Below are 21764 nucleotides of genomic sequence, written 5' to 3'. Positions count from 1 at the left end.
TTGCCGGTCCGCAGCGTCGCCAGCTGGTCGATTACGGCTACTGGTACCGGCCCGATGGCCGCAATGCCGAAGAGCAGAGAGCCTTTGAAGACGTCGAGGCAAGGCCACAAGCGCTGGAGCGCATATTCAGCGAGGCCTGCGACAAGCACTTCGAAGTCAGCATCGACAACCTGTCCGGCGTTCCGGTGGACCATGAGAGTTTCGAAGCGAAGGTGGAGGCAGCCTATCTTTCCTACCGGCAGCGAGGCCTGCCTCGCCGCGCCTGCCACTTCGAGCAGGCGCTGCTCGGACGCTCTGTTCGACCGGCAGAACGTGGTGCTGCATGAAGCAGCTTGACGTCATCGTGATCGGCGCAGGCGCCGCGGGACTGATGTGCGCCATCGAAGCCGGCAGGCGTGGCCGCAAGGTCCTCGTGCTCGACCATGCCAAGCGGATCGGCAAGAAGATCCTGCTGTCCGGCGGTGGACGCTGCAATTTCACCAACATCAACGCCGGGCCGGACAACTTCATTTCCGCCAACCCCCATTTCGCGAAGTCGGCCCTGTCGCGTTACACGCCCGCTGACTTCATCGCGCTGGTGGAAAAGCATGGCATTTCCTATCACGAGAAAAAGCTCGGCCAGCTGTTCTGCGACAACAGCGCCAAGGACATCGTTGCCATGCTGGCAGACGAGTGCAAGCAGGCCAGTGTGCAGATTCTCACGCGCTGCGATATCGATGCCGTCAGCAGGAATGAACGCTTCGAACTGGAGACCTCGCTGGGAAGCTTCAGCAGCGACAGCCTGGTTGTCGCCTGTGGCGGCCTCAGCTTTCCGACCATGGGTGCGAGCGACTTCGGCTACCGACTGGCCGGGCAATTCGGCCTCAAGGTGTTGCCGACACGGGCTGCGCTCGTGCCGTTGACGCTGGATGGCGCACTGAAACGGCAGGCGGATGCCTTGTCCGGCGTGAGCCTGGATTGCGAGGCCAGTGCCGAAGACGGCACCGGCTTTCGTGAAAACCTGTTGTTCACGCATCGTGGCCTGAGCGGTCCTGCGATCCTGCAGGTGTCTTCTTACTGGCGGGAGGGCGAGGCGATCCGGCTCGATCTCTTCCCGGGGGAGAGTGCGGCCGAGTGGCTCAGGGACATGCGACAGCAGCGGCCTCGCGCCAGGCTGACAACAATACTGGCAGAGCGCCTGCCGAAGCGTTTTGTCGAGGAGCTGGCTGCGAGCATGGCGGGCGACTGGCCCGGCGGCAACCTGGCGGATTGCAGCAACAGGCAACTGGATGCACTGGCCAGCCGCCTCGATGCCTGGCAGCTGGTCCCGGCTGGCAGCGAAGGTTATCGCACCGCCGAGGTCACCCTTGGCGGCGTCGACACCGCCGAGCTGTCGTCGCAGACCATGGCAGCAAAGCAGGTGCCGGGGCTGTACTTCATTGGTGAGGTTGTCGACGTGACGGGCTGGCTGGGCGGCTACAACTTCCAGTGGGCCTGGGCCTCTGGCTGGTGCGCCGGCCAGGCCTGCTGACAAGCCGGGTTTTCCCGATTTCCCGGGCACTTTTTCCGCTGAAGTGACTCCAAGCAAAATTCCAGCGTGACCGCCGGAAAGGGGTGCAGTCACGCTTTAATCAACAATATCAATCAGTTAACCCATTCCCAGGGGCGCATCCAATTCGCTGTTGCAATGCCCGGATACCCAGTGTTATACATACATATAACACCAACACTCTGGGATGCAGCAGCCGCATCCAGGGTTTGAATAAAAAAGATGAACAGCGGGGAGAGACCGATGCTGAGCTTGAAAAACCTGAAGAAGACCTATGCCAACGGCGTCATGGCACTGAACGACGTCAGCCTGGACATTTCCCGGGGCATGTTCGGCCTGCTGGGCCCGAACGGCGCCGGCAAGTCCACCCTGATGCGCAGCATCGCGACCCTGCAGGACGTCGATTCCGGCAGCATCACCTTCGATGGCGTGGACGTTACCACCGACAAGGACGCGCTGCGCAAGCAGCTTGGTTACCTGCCGCAGGATTTCGGCGTCTATCCCCGCATTTCGGCCGAAGACCTGCTCGATCACATGGCCGTGCTGAAAGGCATTGCCAATCGCAAGGAACGCAAGGAGCTGGTTGGCGCGTTGCTGCACCAGACCAACCTCTACGACGTACGCAAGAAACACATCGGCGGTTTTTCCGGCGGCATGCGGCAGCGCTTCGGCATCGCCCAAGCGCTGCTCGGCAACCCCAAGCTGGTGATCGTGGACGAGCCGACGGCCGGCCTCGACCCTGCCGAACGCAATCGCTTTCACAACCTGCTGGTGGAAATCGGCCAGGACGTGGTGGTGATTCTTTCGACTCACATTGTCGAAGATGTCACCGAACTCTGCGACGACATGGCCATCCTCGCCTCCGGCACCGTGCGACTCCGCGGCAAGCCGCTGGAACTGATCTCCTCGCTGGAAGGCCGTATCTGGAAGCGTTTCATCGAACGCTCGGAACTGCCGACCTACCAGCAGCAGCATGATGTCATCTCGACTCGCCTGGTCAGCGGCCAGCAGGTCATTCACGTGCTGGCTGACAGCCAGCCGGGTGACGGGTTCGAGAACATCGAGCCGGATCTCGAAGACGTGTACTTCTCCAACCTGCCTCGCGAAGCCCGCCACGCCTGAGCGGCCGGCCAACAAGGAGAACCATCATGTTCCTGAGCGTCTACCTGTTCGAGCTGCGCTTCCAGATGCGCCAGCCGACTTTCTGGGTGACTGCAGCGATCTTTTTCCTGCTCGCCTTCATGGGCACTGCCAATTCCGACGTACAGATCGGCGGCAGCACCTCCAACCTCGACATCAATGCCACTTTCGTGATCTTCCAGACCATGCTCGTGTTGAGCGTTTTCGGCATGTTCGTCGCAACCGCCTTCTGCGGCAATGCCGTGTTGCGTGACAAGGAAGTGGGTATCGACGGCCTGCTGTTTTCTACCCGGCTGAACAAGTTCGACTACGTGTTCGGGCGTTTCTTCGGCGCCTTCACCATGGTCATGCTGGTCATGGCGGTCTGCATGTCGGGGATTTTCTTCGGCGCGATGATGCCGTGGCTGGATCCGGAGCGCATCGGTGCCCTGAAACCTGGCGCCTACGCCTGGACGCTGTTCTGCCTTGTGTTGCCGACCATGCTGTTCTGCTCGGCTGCGTTCTTCAGTGTGGCGAACATCACTCGCAGCCTGATGGGCACCTACATCACGGTGGTGGTGTTCCTCGTGCTGTTCGTCATCACCCAGAACCTGTTGTCCGATCCCGAGAGCATGACGCTTGCTGCGATGCTCGATCCCTTTGCGCTGGGCGCGGTGGGCGAAGCCACTCGCTACTGGACCGTGTTCGAGCGCAACGTCGAACTGCCGGCACTGGAAGGCCTGTTCCTGGCGAATCGCCTGACCTGGATGGGCGTGTCGCTGCTGTTCCTGGGCCTGAGCTATGCCACCTTCCGCTTCCGCACCGAGGACAAGCAGAAGCCGGCGAAAGCGAAAAAGAAGGCCGCGGATGAGAATGAGGAAGCGGCACCACGCCACATTCCCAACGTCACCCAGCGCTTCGATTTCGCCACGACCTGGCAACAGTTCGTGATGCGGACCAGCTTCGAGGTGAAGGCCGTTGCCAAGTCGGCGCCGTTCTTCGTGATCCTGATTGTTGGCCTGTTCAACGTGCTGGGACGCATGTCCAGCATGCCGGACATGTATGGCACGGATAACTACCTGACGACAGGCCTTGCTGTGCTGGCCATCCAGGGCTCGTTCCTGTTCACCTTGGTGATCATCGTCGTTTACTACGCTGGCGAAATTGTCTGGCGGGAGCGCCAGACACGGATCAGCGAAATCATCGAGGCCACGCCGGTACCGAATGGCGTGCTGTTCGTCAGCAAGCTGCTGGCCTTGATTTTCGTGCTGGTCAGCCTGCTGACGGTCGCCATCATCTGCGGCCTGGTGATGCAGACGATTCATGGCTACAACAACTACGAGCTGTCCGTCTATCTCACCGAAATACTGCTGGTCGACGGCTGGAGCTTCTACCTGACGGCGGTGCTGGCAATCTTCCTGCAGGTCGTGAGCAACGGCAAATGGACCGGCATGTTGCTGCTGGTTGCCTACATTGCGGTCTCCGGCGTGATGTCGTCCATGGGCTTCGAGCACAACCTTTACCAGTACGCCAGCGCGCCGGGCACGCCCTATTCCGACATCAACGGATACGGTCATTTCCTGGTGCCGAAGTTCTGGTTCATGGCTTACTGGACCGTGTTCGCCGGCATCCTGGTACTGCTCGGTCACTTGCTGTGGCAGCGTGGCACTGGCAGCAACTGGAAGGGTCGGCTCGCCACCGCGCGACGCAAGCTGCTGGGTCCTGCGGGCGCCGCACTGGCAACCCTGCTGGTCGCCTTTGCCGGCCTGGGGTCGTTCATCTTCTACAACACCAACGTGTTGAACGAGTACACCATCAGCGATGAACGCGAGCAGTTGCAGGCGGATTACGAAAAGACCTATGGGGAGTATCGCGACCTGTTGCAGCTGTCGACAGCCGATGTGTATGCAGAGGTCGACATCTACCCCGAGGAGCGACGCTTCGAGTTGCTGGCGAACATCACCCTGCAGAACCGGCGCGATTTCGCCATCGATTACCTGCACCTGTCCATTCCGGACGACATAGACATCGATGCACTCGACATCGAGGGTGCGGAACTGGAGCTTGATGACGAGCGCCTTGGCTATCGCATCTATCGCTTTGCCGAGGCCGTTCAGCCTGGCGAGTCGGTCAGGATGACGGTGCGCACCTCGCAGACACCTCGTGGCTTTGCCAACGCCGGCAATCTCAAGCAGGTCATTGAAAACGGCACCTTCTTCAACAACTTCGAAGTGCTGCCGAACATCGGCTTTGCCGATGGCCGTCGCCTGACCGATCGCTCCAAGCGTCGCGAGCACGATCTCGAACCTATCGATCGCATGCGACCGCAAGACGACCCGGTTGGCCTGGCCCAGAACTACCTGCCGGGTGACTGGACGACTTTCGAAGCCGTGGTCAGCACCAGTCCGGACCAGATCGCAATTGCGCCGGGCTACCTGCAGAAGGAATGGATCGAGAACGACCGTCGCTATTTCCACTACAAGATGGATTCACCGATGATGTCGTTCTATGCCTTCCAGTCCGGGCGCTACGCCGTCCACAAGGACAGCTGGAACGATGTTGCCATCGAGATCTATTACCACCCGGCTCATGACTACAACCTGGATCGGATGGTCGAAGGCGTGAAGGATTCGCTGGCATATTTCAGCGAGCACTTCGGCGAATACCAGCACAAGCAGGCACGCATCATCGAGTTTCCTCGTTACGCTGCCTTTGCGCAGGCCTTCCCCAACACGATCCCGTTCTCGGAATCGATCGGCTTTACGGCGGACTTGAGCGATCCGGACGACATCGACTATGTCTATTACGTGACTGCGCACGAGATGGCACACCAGTGGTGGGCACACCAGGTGATGGGTGCCGACGTCAAGGGTGCGACCATGCTGAGCGAAACGCTGTCACAGTACTCGGCATTGATGGTGCTGGAGAAGGAATACGGCCGCACGCAGATGCGTCGATTCCTGAAGTACGAACTCGACACCTACCTGCAAGGCCGCGGCGGCGAAGTGATCGAGGAGAACCCTCTGATTACCAACGAGAACCAGGCCTACATCCACTATCGCAAGGGATCGGTGGTGATGTACGCACTGCGCGAATACCTTGGCGAAGAGGTCGTGAACCAGGCCCTGCGCAATATCGTGGACGAATGGAAGTTCCGGGGTCCCGAGTGGCCGACATCGCAGGTGCTGCTGGCTGCGCTGAAGGCCGAAGCGCCGGAATCCGAGCATGGCTTTATCGATGACCTGATCAACCGCATCACGATCTGGGACCTGAAACTGGAGGAAGCCAGCCTGGCCGAGACCGACAATGGTCGCTGGTCGGTCGAGCTCGAGATCGAGGCGGCCAAGTTCGATGCCAATGGCGAAGGCGAGGAAACCGAGGTGCCTCTGGACATGGCCATCGAGATCGGCCTGTTCGGCGAAGAGCCGGAAGAGCCTGGCAAGGCTGCCGAGCCCATCTACCTGGAACGCCATCAGCTGGTCAGCGGCACCAACACGCTGAGCATCACGGTGGACAAGCGGCCGGCATCGGCAGGCGTCGATCCGTACGTGCGCCTGATCGACCGCTCTTCCAGCGACAACCTGAAGACGCTGAGCACCGACTAGACCGGCCCGCCACCGTCAAGGAAAGCCCCGCCGCCGTGCGGGGCTTTTTTTGCGCCTAAGGAACCTCCCAAAATGTCGCTGATTTGCGCTGAAAGCCCGCTCTTGTGACCCCCGAGTCAACCAAATGTGTGCATTTTTACGCATGCTGCTGAAGAGGACCCTGTTGAGGTCCTGGTCAGCCACAGGTCTTGCACATGAAACCCGACAGCCGCCGTCGCCTGGAAATGTTCGAAAAGATCGTCGAACGCTCCTATGACGCCATCATCATTGCCGACGAACAGCGGCGCATCAGCTACTGGAGTCCTGCCGCCGAGCAGACATTCGGCTTTACCGCCGACGAAGTGCTGGACAAGGACATGCATTCCCTGATCACGCCCGCTCGTTACCGCGAGCGGGCCAACGCGGCACAGCAGACCTACCGTCGAACAGGCCGCGGCAATGTCCTGGGAAAGCGCGTCGAAATCGAGGCGCTGCACAAGGACGGGCACGAGATCTGGGTCGAACTCAGCATCAACGACATCAACATGAACGGCGAGCGATGGGCGTTCGCGATCGTACGCGAAGTGACCCAGCGGAAGCGCATGGAAAGCCAGCTGGAAAGGCAGGCAATGACCGACCCCTTATCGGGCCTGTACAACCGGCGTGCCTTCCAGATCCGACTGGAAGAACGCGCCGGAGAGGCATTGCTGCTGGCCTTCCTGGACGCGGATCGCTTCAAGCAGATCAACGATGCCTTCGGGCATGATGCCGGTGACGAGGTCATCAGGTGCATTGCGGCCAGCATGGCGTCGGTGTTCCCGGACGCCTGCTGCCTGGCCCGCATGGGGGGCGATGAATTTGCCGTGTTGCTGGCGTCGAGCGACCGGGCAGGCTTCGAGCAAAGACTGCAATGCCTGGTAGCGGATATTGCCGGGCGCGTGCACCGCACGAGTGGCCTTGCAGACATATCGCTGAGCAGCGGCATCGCATCGTTGGAGCCGGGCGACCGTGACCTGCGAAGCCTGCTTATCAATGCAGACCGGGCGCTCTACGCGGCCAAGCAAGGTCGTGCCACGGCAACAGCCGGGCCAGTCATCGGCTATCGAGAGAAGGGGTAATTGACTGCGTAGCAGCTTGCCAGCCCGGGGCGTCAGATCTCGGCCAGGTCCAGCAGGAAGCTTTCCAGGATTTCGGTATTGGAAAGGTCACCGTAAAGCATGTCCGAACCGCGCGGCGAAATTTTCATGATGGCCGGAGCGGCAAACACGGCATAACCGGTCGCCGCATGGGGTGATGCCTGCATGTCGATCGTCTTGATCGGCACATCCAGCAGCTCGAGTTTCTCAAGCATGCGCCTCAGGTTTTCCCTGGCCCGGTTGGAATGCGGCGAATGTCCGGACAGGAACAAGATGATCCGCCGCGACGTCTGGGGGTTCTGTTCCAGCTGATTCGTCGATGTGGACATGCCGTCAGGACTCCTGGTCATGCAAGTTGCGGCGTACCTTGCGAATGGTCTCGAGCTCTCTCAGCGAGCTGGCCTGCTCCTCCGAGAATCTTGTTTGTTCGGCATCGATTTCCATCTGCAATCTTTCCAGCTCGTGCGAGGTCTGTTCCATGCGCCGCTTGAGCTCTTCGACAGTCTTGCGATGCTCGTTCTCCTGCCGGCCAGCGATGCGTTTCGCTTCCAGCTGGTGCGCAGCACGAGCCGTACCCATCAACACCTCCGTGCCGTATTCGTAGACGTCGGCAAGGCGGATGCCGTCTTCACCCAGGATAAGTTCCCGCTGCTGGTTGGAATGCTTGACACCGCGGGATTTCACAATCGAAATCGAGCGATTACGTTCGCCGGCACGCACGTTGTAGTCCAGCACCAGCCAGTTGTCCGCTACTGTCGAGACATGACTCAGGGAAGCCTCATCGTTGAACATGCCCCCGGCACTGAGCGAGGTGACAATGCTGGTGATACCGTTGCGGCTGGCATGATCCAGGATATGCTCGATGACGTCGCGCGGATCGATATGATCGTCGTTGTAACGGAGTGCCGAGAGCGAATCGATGACCAGCACCGAAGGCTGGTAACGCCGGAGACTCTCCATCATGCTCACGAAATGTACCATCGCGGTATTCGCCCAGGAGCTGAGACCAAGAAACTCGATCAGGCCTTTTTCCTTTGGCAAATCGAGGTCTATCCCGACAGATTTCAGGTTACGGACCAGGGAATAATGATCCTCGTCAAAGCTGATGAACAGGGCCCGCTCGCCAAGATCGGTTGCTGCTTTCACGAACGCGCTGGCCAAGGTACTTTTCGCTGTTCCTGGCCGTCCGGAGATAAGCGTGACCGACCCCTTGTAGAGACCTCCACCCATGTATTCATCCAGCGCCTCGACACCGACACTGATCTTCTCGCGATTGGCCTCGAATGTCCGTTCGATAGTTCGCGACTCCTGGAAGGGCAAACGAATGCCGGAATCGTCGATGAGGACATGAGCGAGCTGCGAACTGTGGCTGGTACCCCGGTACTTGGCGATGCGACAGAAACGGGCAAAGGTCTTGCTTCTCATCTCGGTACGCAGGTTGATCACGGTCGGGAGCATGTACTCGACGCCATCCAGGTCGCGCACGCCGCCCATGTCATCGCTGGCCTTGGCTGACATGATGAGGCCGAAATCGACGCCCTCGCACCACTCGTTGATCTTTCGCAACTGGATCGATGCCTGGCGCGGATTGTCGATCAGCCGGATCAACTGATCGATACCGTCGATCACTACCCACGCCGCCTTGCACTCCTCGGCAAGCTGGCCGAGGTAGGCCAGCATGGGTGACAGGTCGAAGTCCCCGGAAACCGGCACGCTTGCCTGCTCGCGCGCATCGATCAGCCTGAACTTTTCACTGTCCATGAGGGCGTCACCCCAGGCGAACGATTTGGCATCACGGCGGATCTGCGCAGGCGTCTCCTCGAAGGTGACGAACACGCCACCCCCGGCTCCGGATTCGATGGCATTGGCAATCGTCTGCAGGCACAGGACGGTCTTGCCAGCGCCCGGGCCACCGCACAGCAGGGTGGCTTGTCCGACGGGCAGGCCGCCTTCGGTCAACGCGTCAAGTCCGGCAATCCCTGTAGGCCGCTTTTCCAGCAACCGTGCTTGCTCGCTCATTCCCTTGTTCTCCCCCGGAGCCGGGCAGCCAGGCCACGGCATGTCCATCGAAGCTGATGGTCGACATAGAAGGGTAGGCCGCCACAGCAAGCATGTGTTTCCACTACCTGTTCAGTATAAGCGCTGATTCACATTTTACTATTTGACCTGTATCAACCTTGCGGCGAAGGCGCCAGCAGCAACGGGCATGCCTGTCTCACCGCAATCCCGCGCATCCTCGCCAGCTCGTCGCGGTGCGGCAGGCGATCCCGTATCGCTTCGAACGAAGCACGATTGCGGTTTCCGACAGAGCTGGCAAACTGCTCGCAGGACAGTGCGGGGAGTGGTCGTGGCAAACGAAAAACCGGAATGGGGCCAGCTGCTGGCTGTGATCGTTGTCGTGACGATCGTGTCGGTACTGGTGTGGCGCAACGGGAGTTTCGGAAACGGCGCGCTTTTTGACAGATCTGGCTCGGTCACCGCCGACGAGCTGGTTGCGGATATCCGGCAAAGCCTGCCGGTCGCGGTCGACAGCATCACTACAGTGGTCGGTGTGGCGCGAATCGACGACGGCATCTCCTTTACCAGCGAGATGCGGGGGGTCAAACCCATCCATGCCGGCGATTATCGAGCTGGCGTCGAAGCCAACATGCGCAGCACGTTCTGCTTTGAAGACGTGTATGCCAACATGCGCGAAAATGGCCAGATGATTCGCACCAACGTCTGGACGCCGGATGGCACACCGCTGTTCGAAGTCAGCGTCACTGCGGCTGACTGCCTCGAGTACCTGGAAAAGCTGGGCGGTGAGCGGCCGAAGGTGCAAGCGGCAGAAGCACTGAATCCCCAGGCCGACCTGTCACCCGAAGAGCGTATCGAAGCGCTGGCCTTCAACTACCGGTCCAACGCGCCCCTGCGTCTCGACGAAATGACCCAGATTACCGGCGCCGAGGCCAGCGGGAAGACCTTCACCATCATCAACCAGATCGACGCCGTGGCCGTTGCGGACCTGAGCCCTGCAGAGCTGGGTGAAGTGATGCGTGTCCAGATCACCAAGCGCCTTTGCAATATCAGCGAATACCGATTCCTCATGGATGAAGGCATCCGCATCCATTACCAGTACCTGATCGAGGGCGGAGGCACGCTGCCCGAGTTCACCATCACCAGCGAGAGTTGCAGCCAATAAGCATTGCTGGTTGAAGGCGCGGGAGTCGCTCCTGGAGGACAACACAGGTTCGACTCCTGCTTGGAGGCAAAGAAAAGCCCCGCAACATGCGGGGCTCGAGATTTTGGCGCGCCCGACAGGAGTCGAACCTGTGACCTCTGCCTTCGGAGGGCAGCACTCTATCCAGCTGAGCTACGGGCGCCTTGAGGGTGGCGATTCTATCACAGCGGCCTCTCCACACCATCCAGCCCGGCGCGACGGAAGCCCTTTTCCTCGTCCCAGAGCAGCAGTTCACCCCGCTCCCCGCCCAGCTTGATGCTGGAATCGACCTGCAGGACCCGACCACCGAAATAGACCGAGATCCGGTCGAAGGAATTGTGGCCACCGATCAGGCGCTTCACCCCGAAATGGGCCAGTTGGGCATCAAGCTCGGCCTCGCTGATGCCGTCCTTCCCGGCATGGCCGCGGTACCACACCGGTCCGCCACCGCCGTCCAGCCAGTCATCCGCCATGCGGGCGTCACCACCACTGCCGGCAAGCAACAACTGGCGCATGGCCGTGTTGATGTCTGGCAGGGCAATGCCCGCCTCGGCCACGCCAGGCGGCACGCCGGCATGCATCAGCAGGTTGTCGTTCACGCGCATCATGATCGGCCGCGAGCGCAGCCAGTCGCCCAGCACGCTGCCTGGCGCATACAGCTCGGTCATCGTCTCGCCCAGCAGCTGCTCGACCCTTATATAAGAGTCATGCAGGTAACGGCGATCATCCCGCATGACCATGACTTCATGATTGCCGAGTACCAGCTGCACGCCACCACCGGCGGCAGACGCCTGCCGCGCCAGGTCGTAGAGGAACCAGAGCGCCTCGGTCACGGCAGGACCGCGATCCATGACATCACCGGCAATCAGCAGCTGGCCGTCGCCAAAGGCCCAGCGATTCTCGGCGTCAATGACGCCATTGCTCCTCAGCAGGCGTTTGAACAGGTGAAACTGGCCATGGATGTCGCTGAGCGCGGCAAAGCGCTGCACGCCCTGGATGTCATGGTCGGCTGGCGGGTGCTCCCGGCGGATGGCCGGCAGTTGCAGGCCGCAGGCACGCCAGGCCGCGAGGTCCGCATGCGGTAGCCCGGCAAGCTGTTGCGGCTCGCCGTTGCAGACCCACTTGATGGTGTAGCCGGCCTCGTCCTTGAAAACATAAGGACCGTCGACCAGCGCGGATGCTCCTGCGGTGGCAGGCAGGAAGAATGCCAGCAGGCCGGCCAGCAGCCATGCCGACAAGAACGTTTTCAAATGATTCACCATGGACCCTTCTCGATGAGCTAGAGCGCCCATGCTAGGAAATCCCTGCTGGCGGGACAATCACGGGGCAGGATTACGGCTGTTGATCCGCCGCTGGCAAGGGCGCCCGGTCCGGCTCGACCCAGCCATAGACCGCCTGCCACTGCCGCAGGCAGCGGGGCGAGTAAAATTCCTCGATGTAGTCGGCGCGGTCGCCCCAGCGTTCCAGCACGCAGGTGGCGACCTCCGCCGGTACCCGGGTACCCAGCCGTCGCTCCACCTCGGCCACACAGCCGCGGGTGATGCGCAACCAGAAAAGCGTCCTGGTTTCATGATAGCGAGCACGCCCAGGCAGATCGGCCAGATTGGCCTGGTAGCGCATCAGGGCAGTCAGCAGCCGGTCGATCGCGACCGGTTCCGGATACTCGAGCAGGTACTGCACACCGAGCACCAGGAGGCCGCGATGATCCAGCGCGCCAGGCGGCAAGCGCATGGCCTCGAAATCAGCGCGCGCAGGATGCAACGGCTGCACGCCCGGCAGCTTGGGAGGGTCTGTGTTCACGCTTGGCTCGTTCCGGACTACTATTGTTACTGGTTCATGCGAAGTCTGGCGGCCTGGGGGCTCATGGCGGGTCGCCGAAAATCGCGGAACCCCAATCCGGACCGGGCAGGAAATGCCAGGCGCATGCGCAAGGGGGGCACATGGCCGACGGTGATCTGACGCAATTGCTGGCCGAGGCATCCAGTGGGGATGCCAGGGCGCAATCCAGGCTGCTCGAAGAGGTCTACCACGAGCTCAGGAAGCTGGCCGAATCCCAGATGCGACGCGAGCGCTCGGGGCACACGCTGCAGGCGACAGCGCTCGTCAACGAGGCCTATCTCCGGCTGGCCGGCAACCAGGGCGAGTGGCAGAACCGTCGTCACTTCTTCGGCGCGGCCGCCGAGGCCATGCGTCGGATCCTGATCGAGCATGCGCGCCGCCGCGATGCGGAAAAGCGCGGCGGCGGCCTCGAGCGCGTCACGCTCGAAGGGCTGGAGATTCCGGGCGGCCAGGACAGCATCAACCTGCTGGAACTCGATGAAGCACTGAACGCGCTGGCCGAACAGAATCCGCGGCTGCGCGAAACGGTCATGCTGCGGTATTTCACCGGGTTGTCGATCGAGGAAACAGCCGAGGTCCTCGACATCTCTCCCGCCTCGGTGAAGCGCGACTGGACCTACGCCCGCGCCTGGCTTTTCGAGTACATGGCGAATGAGTGAGTCGCCGATGAGCAGCGAGCAGGAAATCTTCAATCGCTGCCTGGAAGCCAACCCCGATGAACGTGACGCACTGCTGAACGAATTGTGCGGCGGTGACAACGCCCTGTATGCCCGCGTCATGAAACTGCTGAGCGCGCATGAAGAGGCGACCCGGCACAATAGCGTCTTCGTTCCACCACCGGTGGACATCCCTGATCCCGAGCGCATCGACAAGTACCGCATCCTGGAACGGATCGGCGAGGGCGGCATGGGCGTCGTCTATATCGCCGAGCAGACCGAACCGGTCCGGCGACGCGTCGCCGTGAAGGTGATCAAGCCAGGCATGGACACTCGCGAGGTGATCGCGCGTTTCGAAGCAGAGCGCCAGGCGCTGGCGCTGATGACGCACCAGAACATTGCCCGCATCATCGATGGCGGCAGCACCGAGGATGGCCGTCCGTTCTTCGTGATGGAGTACGTCCGCGGCATGAACATCAACGAGTACTGTCGCAATCGCATCCTCGAGCTCGATGATCGCCTGGCACTGGTGCAGCAACTGTGCGAAGCCATCCAGCATGCGCACCAGAAAGGCGTCATCCACCGCGATCTCAAGCCGAACAACGTCCTGGTTGCGGAGGAGGATGGCAGGGCCATTCCGAAAGTGATCGACTTCGGCATCGCCAAGGCGGTCAGCCAGCCCCTGACCGACAGGTCGCTGCACACCCGCATCGGTCACATCATCGGCACGCCGGATTACATGTCTCCCGAGCAACTCGACTCCTCGGGCCTGGATGTCGACACCCGCACCGACATCTACTCCATCGGGGTGATGCTTTACGAATTGCTGGCCGGGACGCCGCCGATGAACTTCCGGGCAGATACGCCACTGGCCAGCGAGATGCAGCGCCGGCTGCGTGACGAGGACCCGCCGCTGGCCAGCCGGCGCGTGCTGGAAACCGAGGACAATATCGCGCCCGAGCGTGGCTACGTGGACAACGCTTCGCTGGCTCGTGCGCTGCAGGGCGACCTGGACTGGATCGTCGGCAAGGCCATTGCCCGTGATCGCGCCCGGCGCTATGCAACGCCGGTCGAACTGGCCGCCGACATCCAGCGTTACCTGGACAACGAGCCGGTGCTTGCCAGCCCGCCCAGCCAGGCCTATCGACTGAAGAAGTTCATCAAGCGCCATACCTTGCCGGTTTCGCTGCTGGCGACCAGTTTCGTGCTGCTGCTGGTGTTCAGCATCCTGATGAGCTGGCAGTTCAGGGAGACGGCCATCGAGCGCGACCGGGCCAATCGCGAAGCCGAGGTTGCCCAGCGGGTGACGGAATTCACGGCGTCGCTGTTCGAGCTGGCCAATCCCAGTGTCGCCGGCGCGCCGGAGACCACGGCACGCGAACTGCTGGATGCGGGCACGCGCCGCATCCTCGACCCTGGCTCCGGCGAACAAGCAGAAATGCGTGCTGCGCTGCTCGAAGCGGCCGGCAATGCCTATCGCGGCCTTGGCGTGCATGCGGAATCCCGGCGACTGCTGGAGAGCTCCTTGCGCCTGCTGGAGCACGAGGGCGCAGCAGACAACTCGCCGGTGTACGCACGCGGGCTGATGAGCCTGGCCCATGTCGACATGTCGGAGGGCGACTACGCCGCCGCGGTCGAACGATTCCAGTCCGCCCTCGCCTACCTCATCGACATGAGGCCACGCGACGCCCATCTCGAATTCACGGTACTGATGAGCCTGGCGGAGAGCTACCGCATGAACGCGCAGCTGCATGATGCCGAGCTCATGCTGAACCACCCGACGGTGCAGCACTTCATGGTCGAGGGCAGCGAATCGGATCGGGCACAGGTCCTGCTCTCACTGGGTCGCTGGCAGGCGGCCAGCTCCGAGCTTGAGGCAGCCGAGCAGACGCTGCGCGAAGCAGCCACGCTCTACCAACGTGCCGAAGGCCAGTTGTCCGAAGGTGCTGCTTCGGCCAAGACCCAGCTGGCGCACGTGCTGGCAACCCTGGGCCGGTCCGACGAAGCCAAGCCGCTGCTGTACGAGCTGGTAGACATGCGTCGCCAGGTCTATGGCGACCGCCATGCCGAGGTCGGCGTGGCGCTGAACAACCTCGGCAATGCCCTGTCGGACTTCCCGGACAGCCAGGAAGAAGCCGAAACCGCTTACCGCGAGGGCCTGGACATCGTGCTGGAACAACTCGGTCCGGAACATCCGGAGGCCGGTATTCTCTACAACAATCTCGGCACCTTGTTCCTGTTCCAGCAGCGCTGGCAGGACGCCGGTGATGCCTATCGCGAATCGGCCCGCATTCGCGAGGCCTCGCTGGGTGCCGATCATCCCGATACGGCGTCGGCGTGGATGGGGGAAGCGCTGGCCATCAACAAGCTGGACGAGTTCGAGCGCGCGGAGAGCCTGCTGCTGAAGGTGGTGGATTCGATGCTCGCAAACCTGGGCAGTGACCACTGGCGCACCGGCAACGCCATGCTTTACCTCGGCATGGTGCAAGGCAATCTCGGCAATTTCGAGGAGGGCGCGCGGAACCTGGCCAAGGCCAGAGACGTACTGGGTACCCACCTCGGTCCCGATCACTGGCGCACCATCAATGCCGAGGTGGCCCTGGCCAAACTCCAGGAGCAGGCAGGCGACCTGCAAACCTCCCGCAACACGCTGCTTTCAGCCATCGACCACTTTGTCGCCTCGGTAGGCGAAGAACACCTGCGCACGCAACGTGCCCGCGAGCAGCTGGCAGAGCTTGAACGGCTTATGGCCGAACGGCAGTGAGGGCCGGTATTTTTTGCTAGTGTTTGCAAACAGCTATCGAAAACCTCCAGGAGAACACCGTGACTGACGCCAAGCGCCACGCCATTCCGTCATCCGCCAGCGAACGCAGCGACATGAGCCCGGAGAAATACGCGGCCATGTACAAGGAGTCGATCGAGAACAACGAGGCCTTCTGGACCGAGCAGGCGAAACGTCTCGACTGGATGAAGCCCTTCACCAAGGTGAAGGACGTCAGCTATGACGCCAGCGACCTGCACATCAAGTGGTTCGAAGACGGCGAGCTGAACGTCAGCGCCAACTGCATCGACCGCCACCTGCCCGAACGCAAGGATGACATCGCCATCATCTGGGAAGGAGACGACCCTTCCGTCGATGCGAAGATCACCTTCGGTGAACTCCACGAGCAGGTCTGCCGCTTTGCCAACGTGCTGAAGGAGCACGGCGTCAGCAAGGGCGATCGCGTGACGCTCTACATGCCGATGATCCCGGAGGCGGCCTACGCCATGCTCGCCTGCGCACGCATCGGTGCGGTGCACTCGGTGGTGTTCGGTGGTTTCTCGCCGGATGCCCTGGCTGGTCGCATCGTGGATTGCGCTTCCGATGTCGTGATCACGGCCGACGAAGGGCGTCGCGGCGGCAAGACCATTCCGCTGAAGGAGAATGTCGACAAGGCCATCGACATCGCCGCGAGGGACGGCATGCAGGTGCGCCATGTCATCACCACCCGCTGCACCGGCGCGAAGGTCACCATGCAGGAGGGTCGCGATGTCTACCTGGACGACGCGGCGGCAACGGTGTCGGCGGACTGCGAACCGGAAAGGATGAATGCGGAAGATCCCTTGTTCATCCTCTACACCTCCGGCTCGACCGGCAAGCCCAAGGGCGTGCTGCATACCACCGGCGGATACCTCCTGTATGCGTCGTTCACCCACGAGATGGTGTTCGATTACCAGCAAGGTGAAATTTACTGGTGCACGGCCGATGTCGGCTGGATCACCGGTCACAGCTACATTGTCTACGGGCCGCTGGCCAATGGCGCCACGACCCTGATGTTCGAGGGCGTGCCGAACTACCCTGATGTATCCCGCTTCTGGCAGGTTTGCGACAAGCACCAGGTGAACGTCTTCTACACCGCCCCGACCGCGATTCGTGCCCTGATGCGCGAGGGCGATGCGCCAGTGAAGAAGGCCTCGCGTTCCAGCCTGCGCGTGCTGGGCACGGTTGGCGAACCCATCAACCCGGAAGCCTGGGAGTGGTATTACCGCGTGGTCGGCGAGGAGCGCTGCCCGATTGTCGACACCTGGTGGCAGACCGAAACCGGCGGCATCCTGATCAGTCCGCTGCCTGCCGCAACCGAAACGAAGGCCGGCTCGGCAACCAGGCCGCTGTTCGGCATCCAGCCGGCGCTGGTCGACAACGACGGCAACATCCTCGAGGGAGCCACCGAGGGCAACCTGGTGATACTGGATTCCTGGCCCGGCCAGATGCGCAGCGTCTATGGCGACCACCAGCGGTTCGTCGACACTTACTTCAAGACCTTCCCGGGACGCTACTTCACCGGCGACGGCGCGCGACGAGACGAGGATGGCTACTACTGGATCACCGGCCGCGTCGATGACGTGATCAACGTGTCAGGTCATCGCATGGGCACTGCGGAAGTCGAAAGCGCGCTGGTGGCACATGACAAGGTGGCCGAAGCGGCCGTGGTCGGCTGCCCGCATGACGTCAAGGGCCAGGCCATCTATGCCTATGTCACCTTGAATGCCGGCGAAGCGCCCGGCGACGCCCTCGTTGATGAATTGAAGCAATGGGTGCGCAAGGAGATCGGACCGATCGCCACGCCGGAATTCATCCAGTGGGCACCCGGGCTGCCGAAGACGCGCTCGGGCAAGATCATGCGCCGCATCCTGCGCAAGATCGCGGCCAACGAACACGACCAGCTCGGCGACACCTCGACGCTGGCGGATCCCGGCGTGGTCGACGACCTGGTCGAGCATCGACTGAATCGATGATTGCCGAGAGAGCGCGACTTTGGCGTTTCGCCGGGTCGCGCTCTACACTTTGCCCATGAACCATTCCCTGAAGCGACATTCCGCCGTCGGCCTTGCCCTGCTGGGCAGCCTGCTGTTGCTCCCCGGCTGCGACTCGGAGCCGGATCGCAGCGCCCACACGAGCAGCAACGAGAGTTCGCTGGTCGAGCGATTCAGCGGCACGCTCAGCGATGCCAAGGTGGCGCCGGCGCCCAGTTTCGACGTCGCCGCGGTCAATGGCCGCGTGAGACTGGTCCGGGAGCTGATCCGCTGGGAAGAAGGGCTGGCCGAGAATGCCTACGTTTATTACGAAGACATCCCGGTGTACTTCCGCAGCGAGGGCGAATGGCTGGCACCGGACGCCGTGACAGGCAGCGACGATACGCGGGCCTACCGGATGAATGCCATGGCCGAGTATGGCGTCAACGGTGAATTGCTGAGCGCCGACAAGCGGCTCAATGGCGATCGCGTGCCATTGGACAAGGACGAGCCCGCCGACGTCATGATCCGCGGGCTGGACCTCCTCGAAGCCACCCGTGCGCAACTGGCGCCGCCAGACCACTGCGACTACAACAAGACCCTGCGCTGGCAGGACGTGCTGGCCACCGTCAGCGTGTCGGCTGGCGACAATTGCGATGCCGGCGGACTGAAGCTGTTCGTGCAGTCTGGCGGTCAGCGGCTGGCACTGACCTCTGCCCGCGATGGCGTGCTGGTCGACAGCTGGCTGGATGATTTCGACGGCGATGGCCGTGCCGAGATCCTGCTGGCCATCACTCGCACCACACCCGCGGAGCCGGGACACATCAAGGCTTTCCGGGTCGACGAGGATCGTCTGCAGGAAATCGAGCTGGGCGAAATGTCCACTGTCGATGCGCGCGGCTACACCGGCCAGGACATTTTCCATGTCCACGGCAATACCCTGTTGCGGCGTTTCCCGCTCGCCTGGTCGCGCCAGGACAGCAGCCAGTCCGGCAGCACGCCGATGCCGCGCTGGAAACGGTTGCGTTATGACTGGGGGTCCGAGCGCTGGGAAGCCGCGCAGCCACCTGCCCGCGAAGGCTGGCCGGATGGCTGGCGACCCGGTGAGGACTGGTGGCTCAGCACCGAAGGCGACGACTCGCCCGGGCGCCTGTCATGGCTGGAGAACAACCAGCTGGCAGGCCAGGCCGGCTGCAATCGCTTCACGGCCGGGGTGCTGCGCTTCCCGGGCAACGTGGTGCTGGTCGGCCCGCTGGCCATGACCCGTCGAGCCTGTCCCGGCCTGGAGGGAGAGGGTCCGCTTGCCGACCTGTCCGGCTTCTGGTTTGTCGAGCGGATCGGCGAGGGACTGCGGCTGAGCTCCCTGGAACGCTCCGCCGAACTGCGCTTCCTGCCGGCGCCGCGCCCGGCCCAGCCCTCGGAAGCGGCAGCCAGCAGCGAATAGGCCGCAATGGGCACATCAGCGGCTGGCAACCGCCTGCCCGCCTCTCTTATAATGCGTCCCCTGCCTGGACGGCTCGCCCGCCAGGCCACGAATTCAACAGCCGCCCGGAAGCCGGGCGCCACGTCAGGTAACAAGGCAGGTAGAGACAATGGATCAGGACCGCAAATTTCTGGACACCTTCTTGATCGTGATCGGCGCACTGATGCTGTTCACCGTCGCGATGTATTTCCTCGCCAATCACCTGGCCGAGAGCAACCTCGACACGGACAACAGCGAGAACCCCTATGCCATGGCCAAGGCTGCCCAGCAGCTCGAGCCGGTGGGCAAGGTGCTGACGACCGAGGACGAGCTGCCGGCTGCCCAGCCGGTGAAGGTTGCTGCCAGCAGCAACGGCGCGGCGGCCGAAGCGCTGAGCGGCGAAGCGGCCTACAACAAGGCCTGCATTGCCTGCCACGGTGCCGGTGTTGCCGGTGCACCGAAGTTCGGTGATGCCGCTGCCTGGACCGATCGCATTGCCCAGGGCAATGACACCCTCTACAAGCACGCCATCGAAGGCTACCAGGGCAGCGCCGGTTACATGCCGCCCAAGGGCGGCGCCAGCTACCTGAGCGACGAAGAGGTCAAGGCCGCCGTCGACTACATGGTGGAAGGCTCCAAGTAAGCCTCGCTGCAAAGAGACAGGAAGAAGCCCCTCGTCGAGGGGCTTTTTTTTGACCGTAATTTCTCAGGTCTTGAAGGAAAACCAGGTGGTCTCGGTTTCTTCCTGCCAGCCCCGCTTCCGGTAAAGCACCTGTGCCGGCTTGTTCGAGTGTTGCGTCTCCAGCATCAGGCCACCGGCGCCGGATTCACGCGCGTGGTTCTCCGCTGCTTCCAGCAAGGCATCGGCCACGCCCTGCCGACGGGCATGCACGGCGACGAAGAGGTCGTTCAGCACCCAGGTGCGGCAACAACGCACTGACGAAAACATCGGATAGAGCTGCGTGAAGCCGGCCGGCCCGCCGTCCAGCTCGGCGAGCAGAACGATCGACTCCCGATTTTCGAAGCGCTCTTCCAGGAAAGCGCGGGCTTTTCCCGGATCACCCGGTTGCGCATAGAAGACCCGGTAGGCGTCGAACATCATCGCCAGTTCAGGGAGATCATCCTGCGTGGCGGTTCGAACAGTGACCTTGCTCATGATGCGCCTTCCCCTGTGGACCTGCTGCCAGTCTGCCAGCAAATCACCCGGCACTGCTAGAATGCAGCATCGACATCTCGGGGCGGGGAATCCTCATGAAAACCGACTGGAGCCAGGCTGGCTCGCAAGAAAGAAATCAGGTCGACATGGCTCGGCTGGTGCAGGCGCTTGAACGTCGTGCGCCACTGGATGCCGCGGAGCTGCTGGCGCATTTCGATGATGCGACGGTGGTCGCGGCGTTCGAGGAGCTGCCCTCTTCCTTTGCCATGAAAGTGGCTGGCCATCTTGAAGAAGAACAATCCGCCCGCATCACACCCCTGCTGCCCGAGGAGCGCCGCCGGCAATGGGAGATCAACCAGCAGTTCGAGGCCGACACCGTCGGTCACCTGATGGAACCGGCCGTGGGTGTCTTCCCCGAGACAACTTCCGTTGCCGAGTGCCGGGCCTCGCTGCGCAAGCTGCTGGATGAAACCCTCTTTACCTACGCCTACTGCACCGATGCGCAGGGCTGCCTGTCCGGCGTGGTGGTGATGCGTGACCTGCTGTTCGCGGATGAAACCGCGCAGCTGCGAGACATCATGGTGCCGAATCCCTTCGTGCTGCTGCCGGACATGAAAATCCGCGACGCCGTGCACGAGGTTTTTTCGCGGCATTACCCGGTGTACCCGGTCACCAATAACGATGGCGAGCTCGTCGGTCTCGTTCCCGGCTACACCCTGGTCGAAGAACAGGCCGACCTGCTGGCTGCCACACCGGGCCGCATGGTCGGTGTGCAGAACGAAGAGCATGTCACCACGCCCTGGTTGCGTGCCTTCCGCTTCCGCCATCCCTGGTTGCAAGTGAACCTGCTGACGGCATTCATCGCCGCCGCGGTCGTCGGCGTGTTCGAGGAGACCATTGCGCAGATCGTGGTACTCGCTGCGTTCCTGCCGGTGCTCGCCGGGCAAAGCGGCAACACCGGTTGCCAGGCCATGGCCGTCACCCTGCGGGCAATGGCACTGGACGAGCTCGGCGGCAGCGGCAAGCGCAAGATGCTCTGGAAGGAAATGCGGCTGGGCTTGTTGAACGGCTTGCTGGTCGGCGTCACCGCCGCGATCGGCATGTGGTTCTACGCCAGCACCGATGCCAGCCTCCATGCCGTGCATCTCGGCGCGGTCGTGCTTGGCGCAATGACATTGAGCTGCATGCTGTCTGGCATGATCGGCGTGCTCGTGCCCTTGTTCCTGAAACGCATGGGCGCGGATCCGGCGACGGCCTCGGCCATCCTGCTGACCACCGCCACAGACGTCTTCAGCATGGGCATGCTGCTGGG

17 protein-coding genes and 1 tRNA gene are annotated in these 21764 nt (G+C 62.1%); 12 read left to right on the top strand and 6 right to left on the bottom strand.

Annotation, left to right across the window (positions count from 1 at the left end; genetic code table 11):
* From R3217_06605 to R3217_06585, 5 genes are all read left to right on the top strand, one after another.
* On the top strand, window positions 1-326 hold a 326-nt coding region (locus R3217_06605; protein MDX1455105.1), incomplete at its 5' end, for an elongation factor P hydroxylase.
* Window positions 323-1510, top strand: a complete 1188-nt coding sequence (locus R3217_06600) for an NAD(P)/FAD-dependent oxidoreductase (protein ID MDX1455104.1) — start codon at window positions 323-325, stop codon at window positions 1508-1510. The genes R3217_06605 and R3217_06600, both read left to right, overlap by 4 nt.
* Before the next feature lie 261 nt (window positions 1511-1771).
* Entirely contained in the window at window positions 1772-2650 is an 879-nt protein-coding gene (locus R3217_06595; protein ID MDX1455103.1) for an ABC transporter ATP-binding protein, read from the top strand.
* Between the two features lie 26 nt (window positions 2651-2676).
* A complete protein-coding gene (locus R3217_06590) occupies window positions 2677-6252 on the top strand; it encodes a M1 family aminopeptidase (GenBank protein ID MDX1455102.1) in 3576 nt (1191 codons plus the stop codon).
* Between the two features lie 194 nt (window positions 6253-6446).
* A complete protein-coding gene (locus R3217_06585; GenBank protein ID MDX1455101.1) occupies window positions 6447-7349 on the top strand; it encodes a diguanylate cyclase in 903 nt (300 codons plus the stop codon).
* 32 nt (window positions 7350-7381) lie between these two features.
* Here the strand turns inward: R3217_06585 and R3217_06580 are convergent, their stop codons facing one another.
* Complete coding sequence (locus R3217_06580) at window positions 7382-7696, bottom strand: circadian clock KaiB family protein (GenBank protein ID MDX1455100.1); 315 nt, start codon at window positions 7694-7696, stop codon at window positions 7382-7384.
* A 4-nt stretch (window positions 7697-7700) separates the two neighbouring features.
* Complete coding sequence (locus R3217_06575; protein ID MDX1455099.1) at window positions 7701-9386, bottom strand: ATPase domain-containing protein; 1686 nt, start codon at window positions 9384-9386, stop codon at window positions 7701-7703.
* A 328-nt stretch (window positions 9387-9714) separates the two neighbouring features.
* Here R3217_06575 and R3217_06570 point away from each other — a divergent pair, with 328 nt between their 5' ends.
* On the top strand, window positions 9715-10548 hold the full coding sequence (locus tag R3217_06570; GenBank protein ID MDX1455098.1) for a hypothetical protein: 834 nt from the start codon (window positions 9715-9717) through the stop codon (window positions 10546-10548).
* 104 nt (window positions 10549-10652) lie between these two features.
* Here the strand turns inward: R3217_06570 and R3217_06565 are convergent.
* The 3 genes from R3217_06565 to R3217_06555 form a co-directional block, all read right to left on the bottom strand.
* Window positions 10653-10729, bottom strand: a tRNA-Arg gene (locus R3217_06565).
* Window positions 10730-10748: 19 nt separating this feature from the next.
* Window positions 10749-11816 carry a metallophosphoesterase gene (locus tag R3217_06560; GenBank protein ID MDX1455097.1) on the bottom strand — a complete coding sequence of 356 codons (1068 nt, stop codon included), beginning with the start codon at window positions 11814-11816 and terminating at the stop codon, window positions 10749-10751.
* 82 nt (window positions 11817-11898) lie between these two features.
* A complete protein-coding gene (locus tag R3217_06555) occupies window positions 11899-12366 on the bottom strand; it encodes a hypothetical protein (GenBank protein ID MDX1455096.1) in 468 nt (155 codons plus the stop codon).
* Window positions 12367-12506: 140 nt separating this feature from the next.
* Between R3217_06555 and R3217_06550 the strand changes: the two genes are divergently transcribed.
* The 5 genes from R3217_06550 to R3217_06530 all read left to right on the top strand — a co-directional run bounded on the left by R3217_06550 (window position 12507) and on the right by R3217_06530 (window position 19939).
* Window positions 12507-13064, top strand: a complete 558-nt coding sequence (locus R3217_06550; protein ID MDX1455095.1) for a sigma-70 family RNA polymerase sigma factor — start codon at window positions 12507-12509, stop codon at window positions 13062-13064.
* Window positions 13057-15825 (top strand): serine/threonine-protein kinase, encoded by a 2769-nt coding sequence (locus tag R3217_06545; GenBank protein MDX1455094.1) that lies wholly within the window; start codon window positions 13057-13059, stop codon window positions 15823-15825. Before R3217_06550 ends, R3217_06545 begins: the two co-directional genes overlap by 8 nt.
* Before the next feature lie 59 nt (window positions 15826-15884).
* Entirely contained in the window at window positions 15885-17837 is a 1953-nt protein-coding gene (gene acs / locus R3217_06540; GenBank protein ID MDX1455093.1) for an acetate--CoA ligase, read from the top strand.
* A 55-nt stretch (window positions 17838-17892) separates the two neighbouring features.
* Window positions 17893-19278 (top strand): META domain-containing protein, encoded by a 1386-nt coding sequence (locus tag R3217_06535; protein ID MDX1455092.1) that lies wholly within the window; start codon window positions 17893-17895, stop codon window positions 19276-19278.
* A 148-nt stretch (window positions 19279-19426) separates the two neighbouring features.
* Window positions 19427-19939 carry a c-type cytochrome gene (locus tag R3217_06530; GenBank protein MDX1455091.1) on the top strand — a complete coding sequence of 171 codons (513 nt, stop codon included), beginning with the start codon at window positions 19427-19429 and terminating at the stop codon, window positions 19937-19939.
* A 63-nt stretch (window positions 19940-20002) separates the two neighbouring features.
* On the opposite strand, the gene R3217_06525 is transcribed toward R3217_06530, so the two are convergent.
* On the bottom strand, window positions 20003-20452 hold the full coding sequence (locus R3217_06525; protein ID MDX1455090.1) for a GNAT family N-acetyltransferase: 450 nt from the start codon (window positions 20450-20452) through the stop codon (window positions 20003-20005).
* Between the two features lie 95 nt (window positions 20453-20547).
* On the opposite strand from R3217_06525, the gene R3217_06520 reads away from it, so the two are divergent.
* The coding region (locus R3217_06520; GenBank protein ID MDX1455089.1) for a magnesium transporter at window positions 20548-21764 on the top strand (1217 nt) is incomplete at its 3' end.

This window comes from Gammaproteobacteria bacterium (assembly GCA_033720895.1).
In the GTDB taxonomy this organism is placed as follows: Bacteria; Pseudomonadota; Gammaproteobacteria; order Natronospirales; family JAJUFS01; genus JAWWBS01.
The sequence above is the reverse complement of the archived record's forward strand: the minus strand, read 5'-3'. Positions and strand labels throughout refer to the sequence as shown.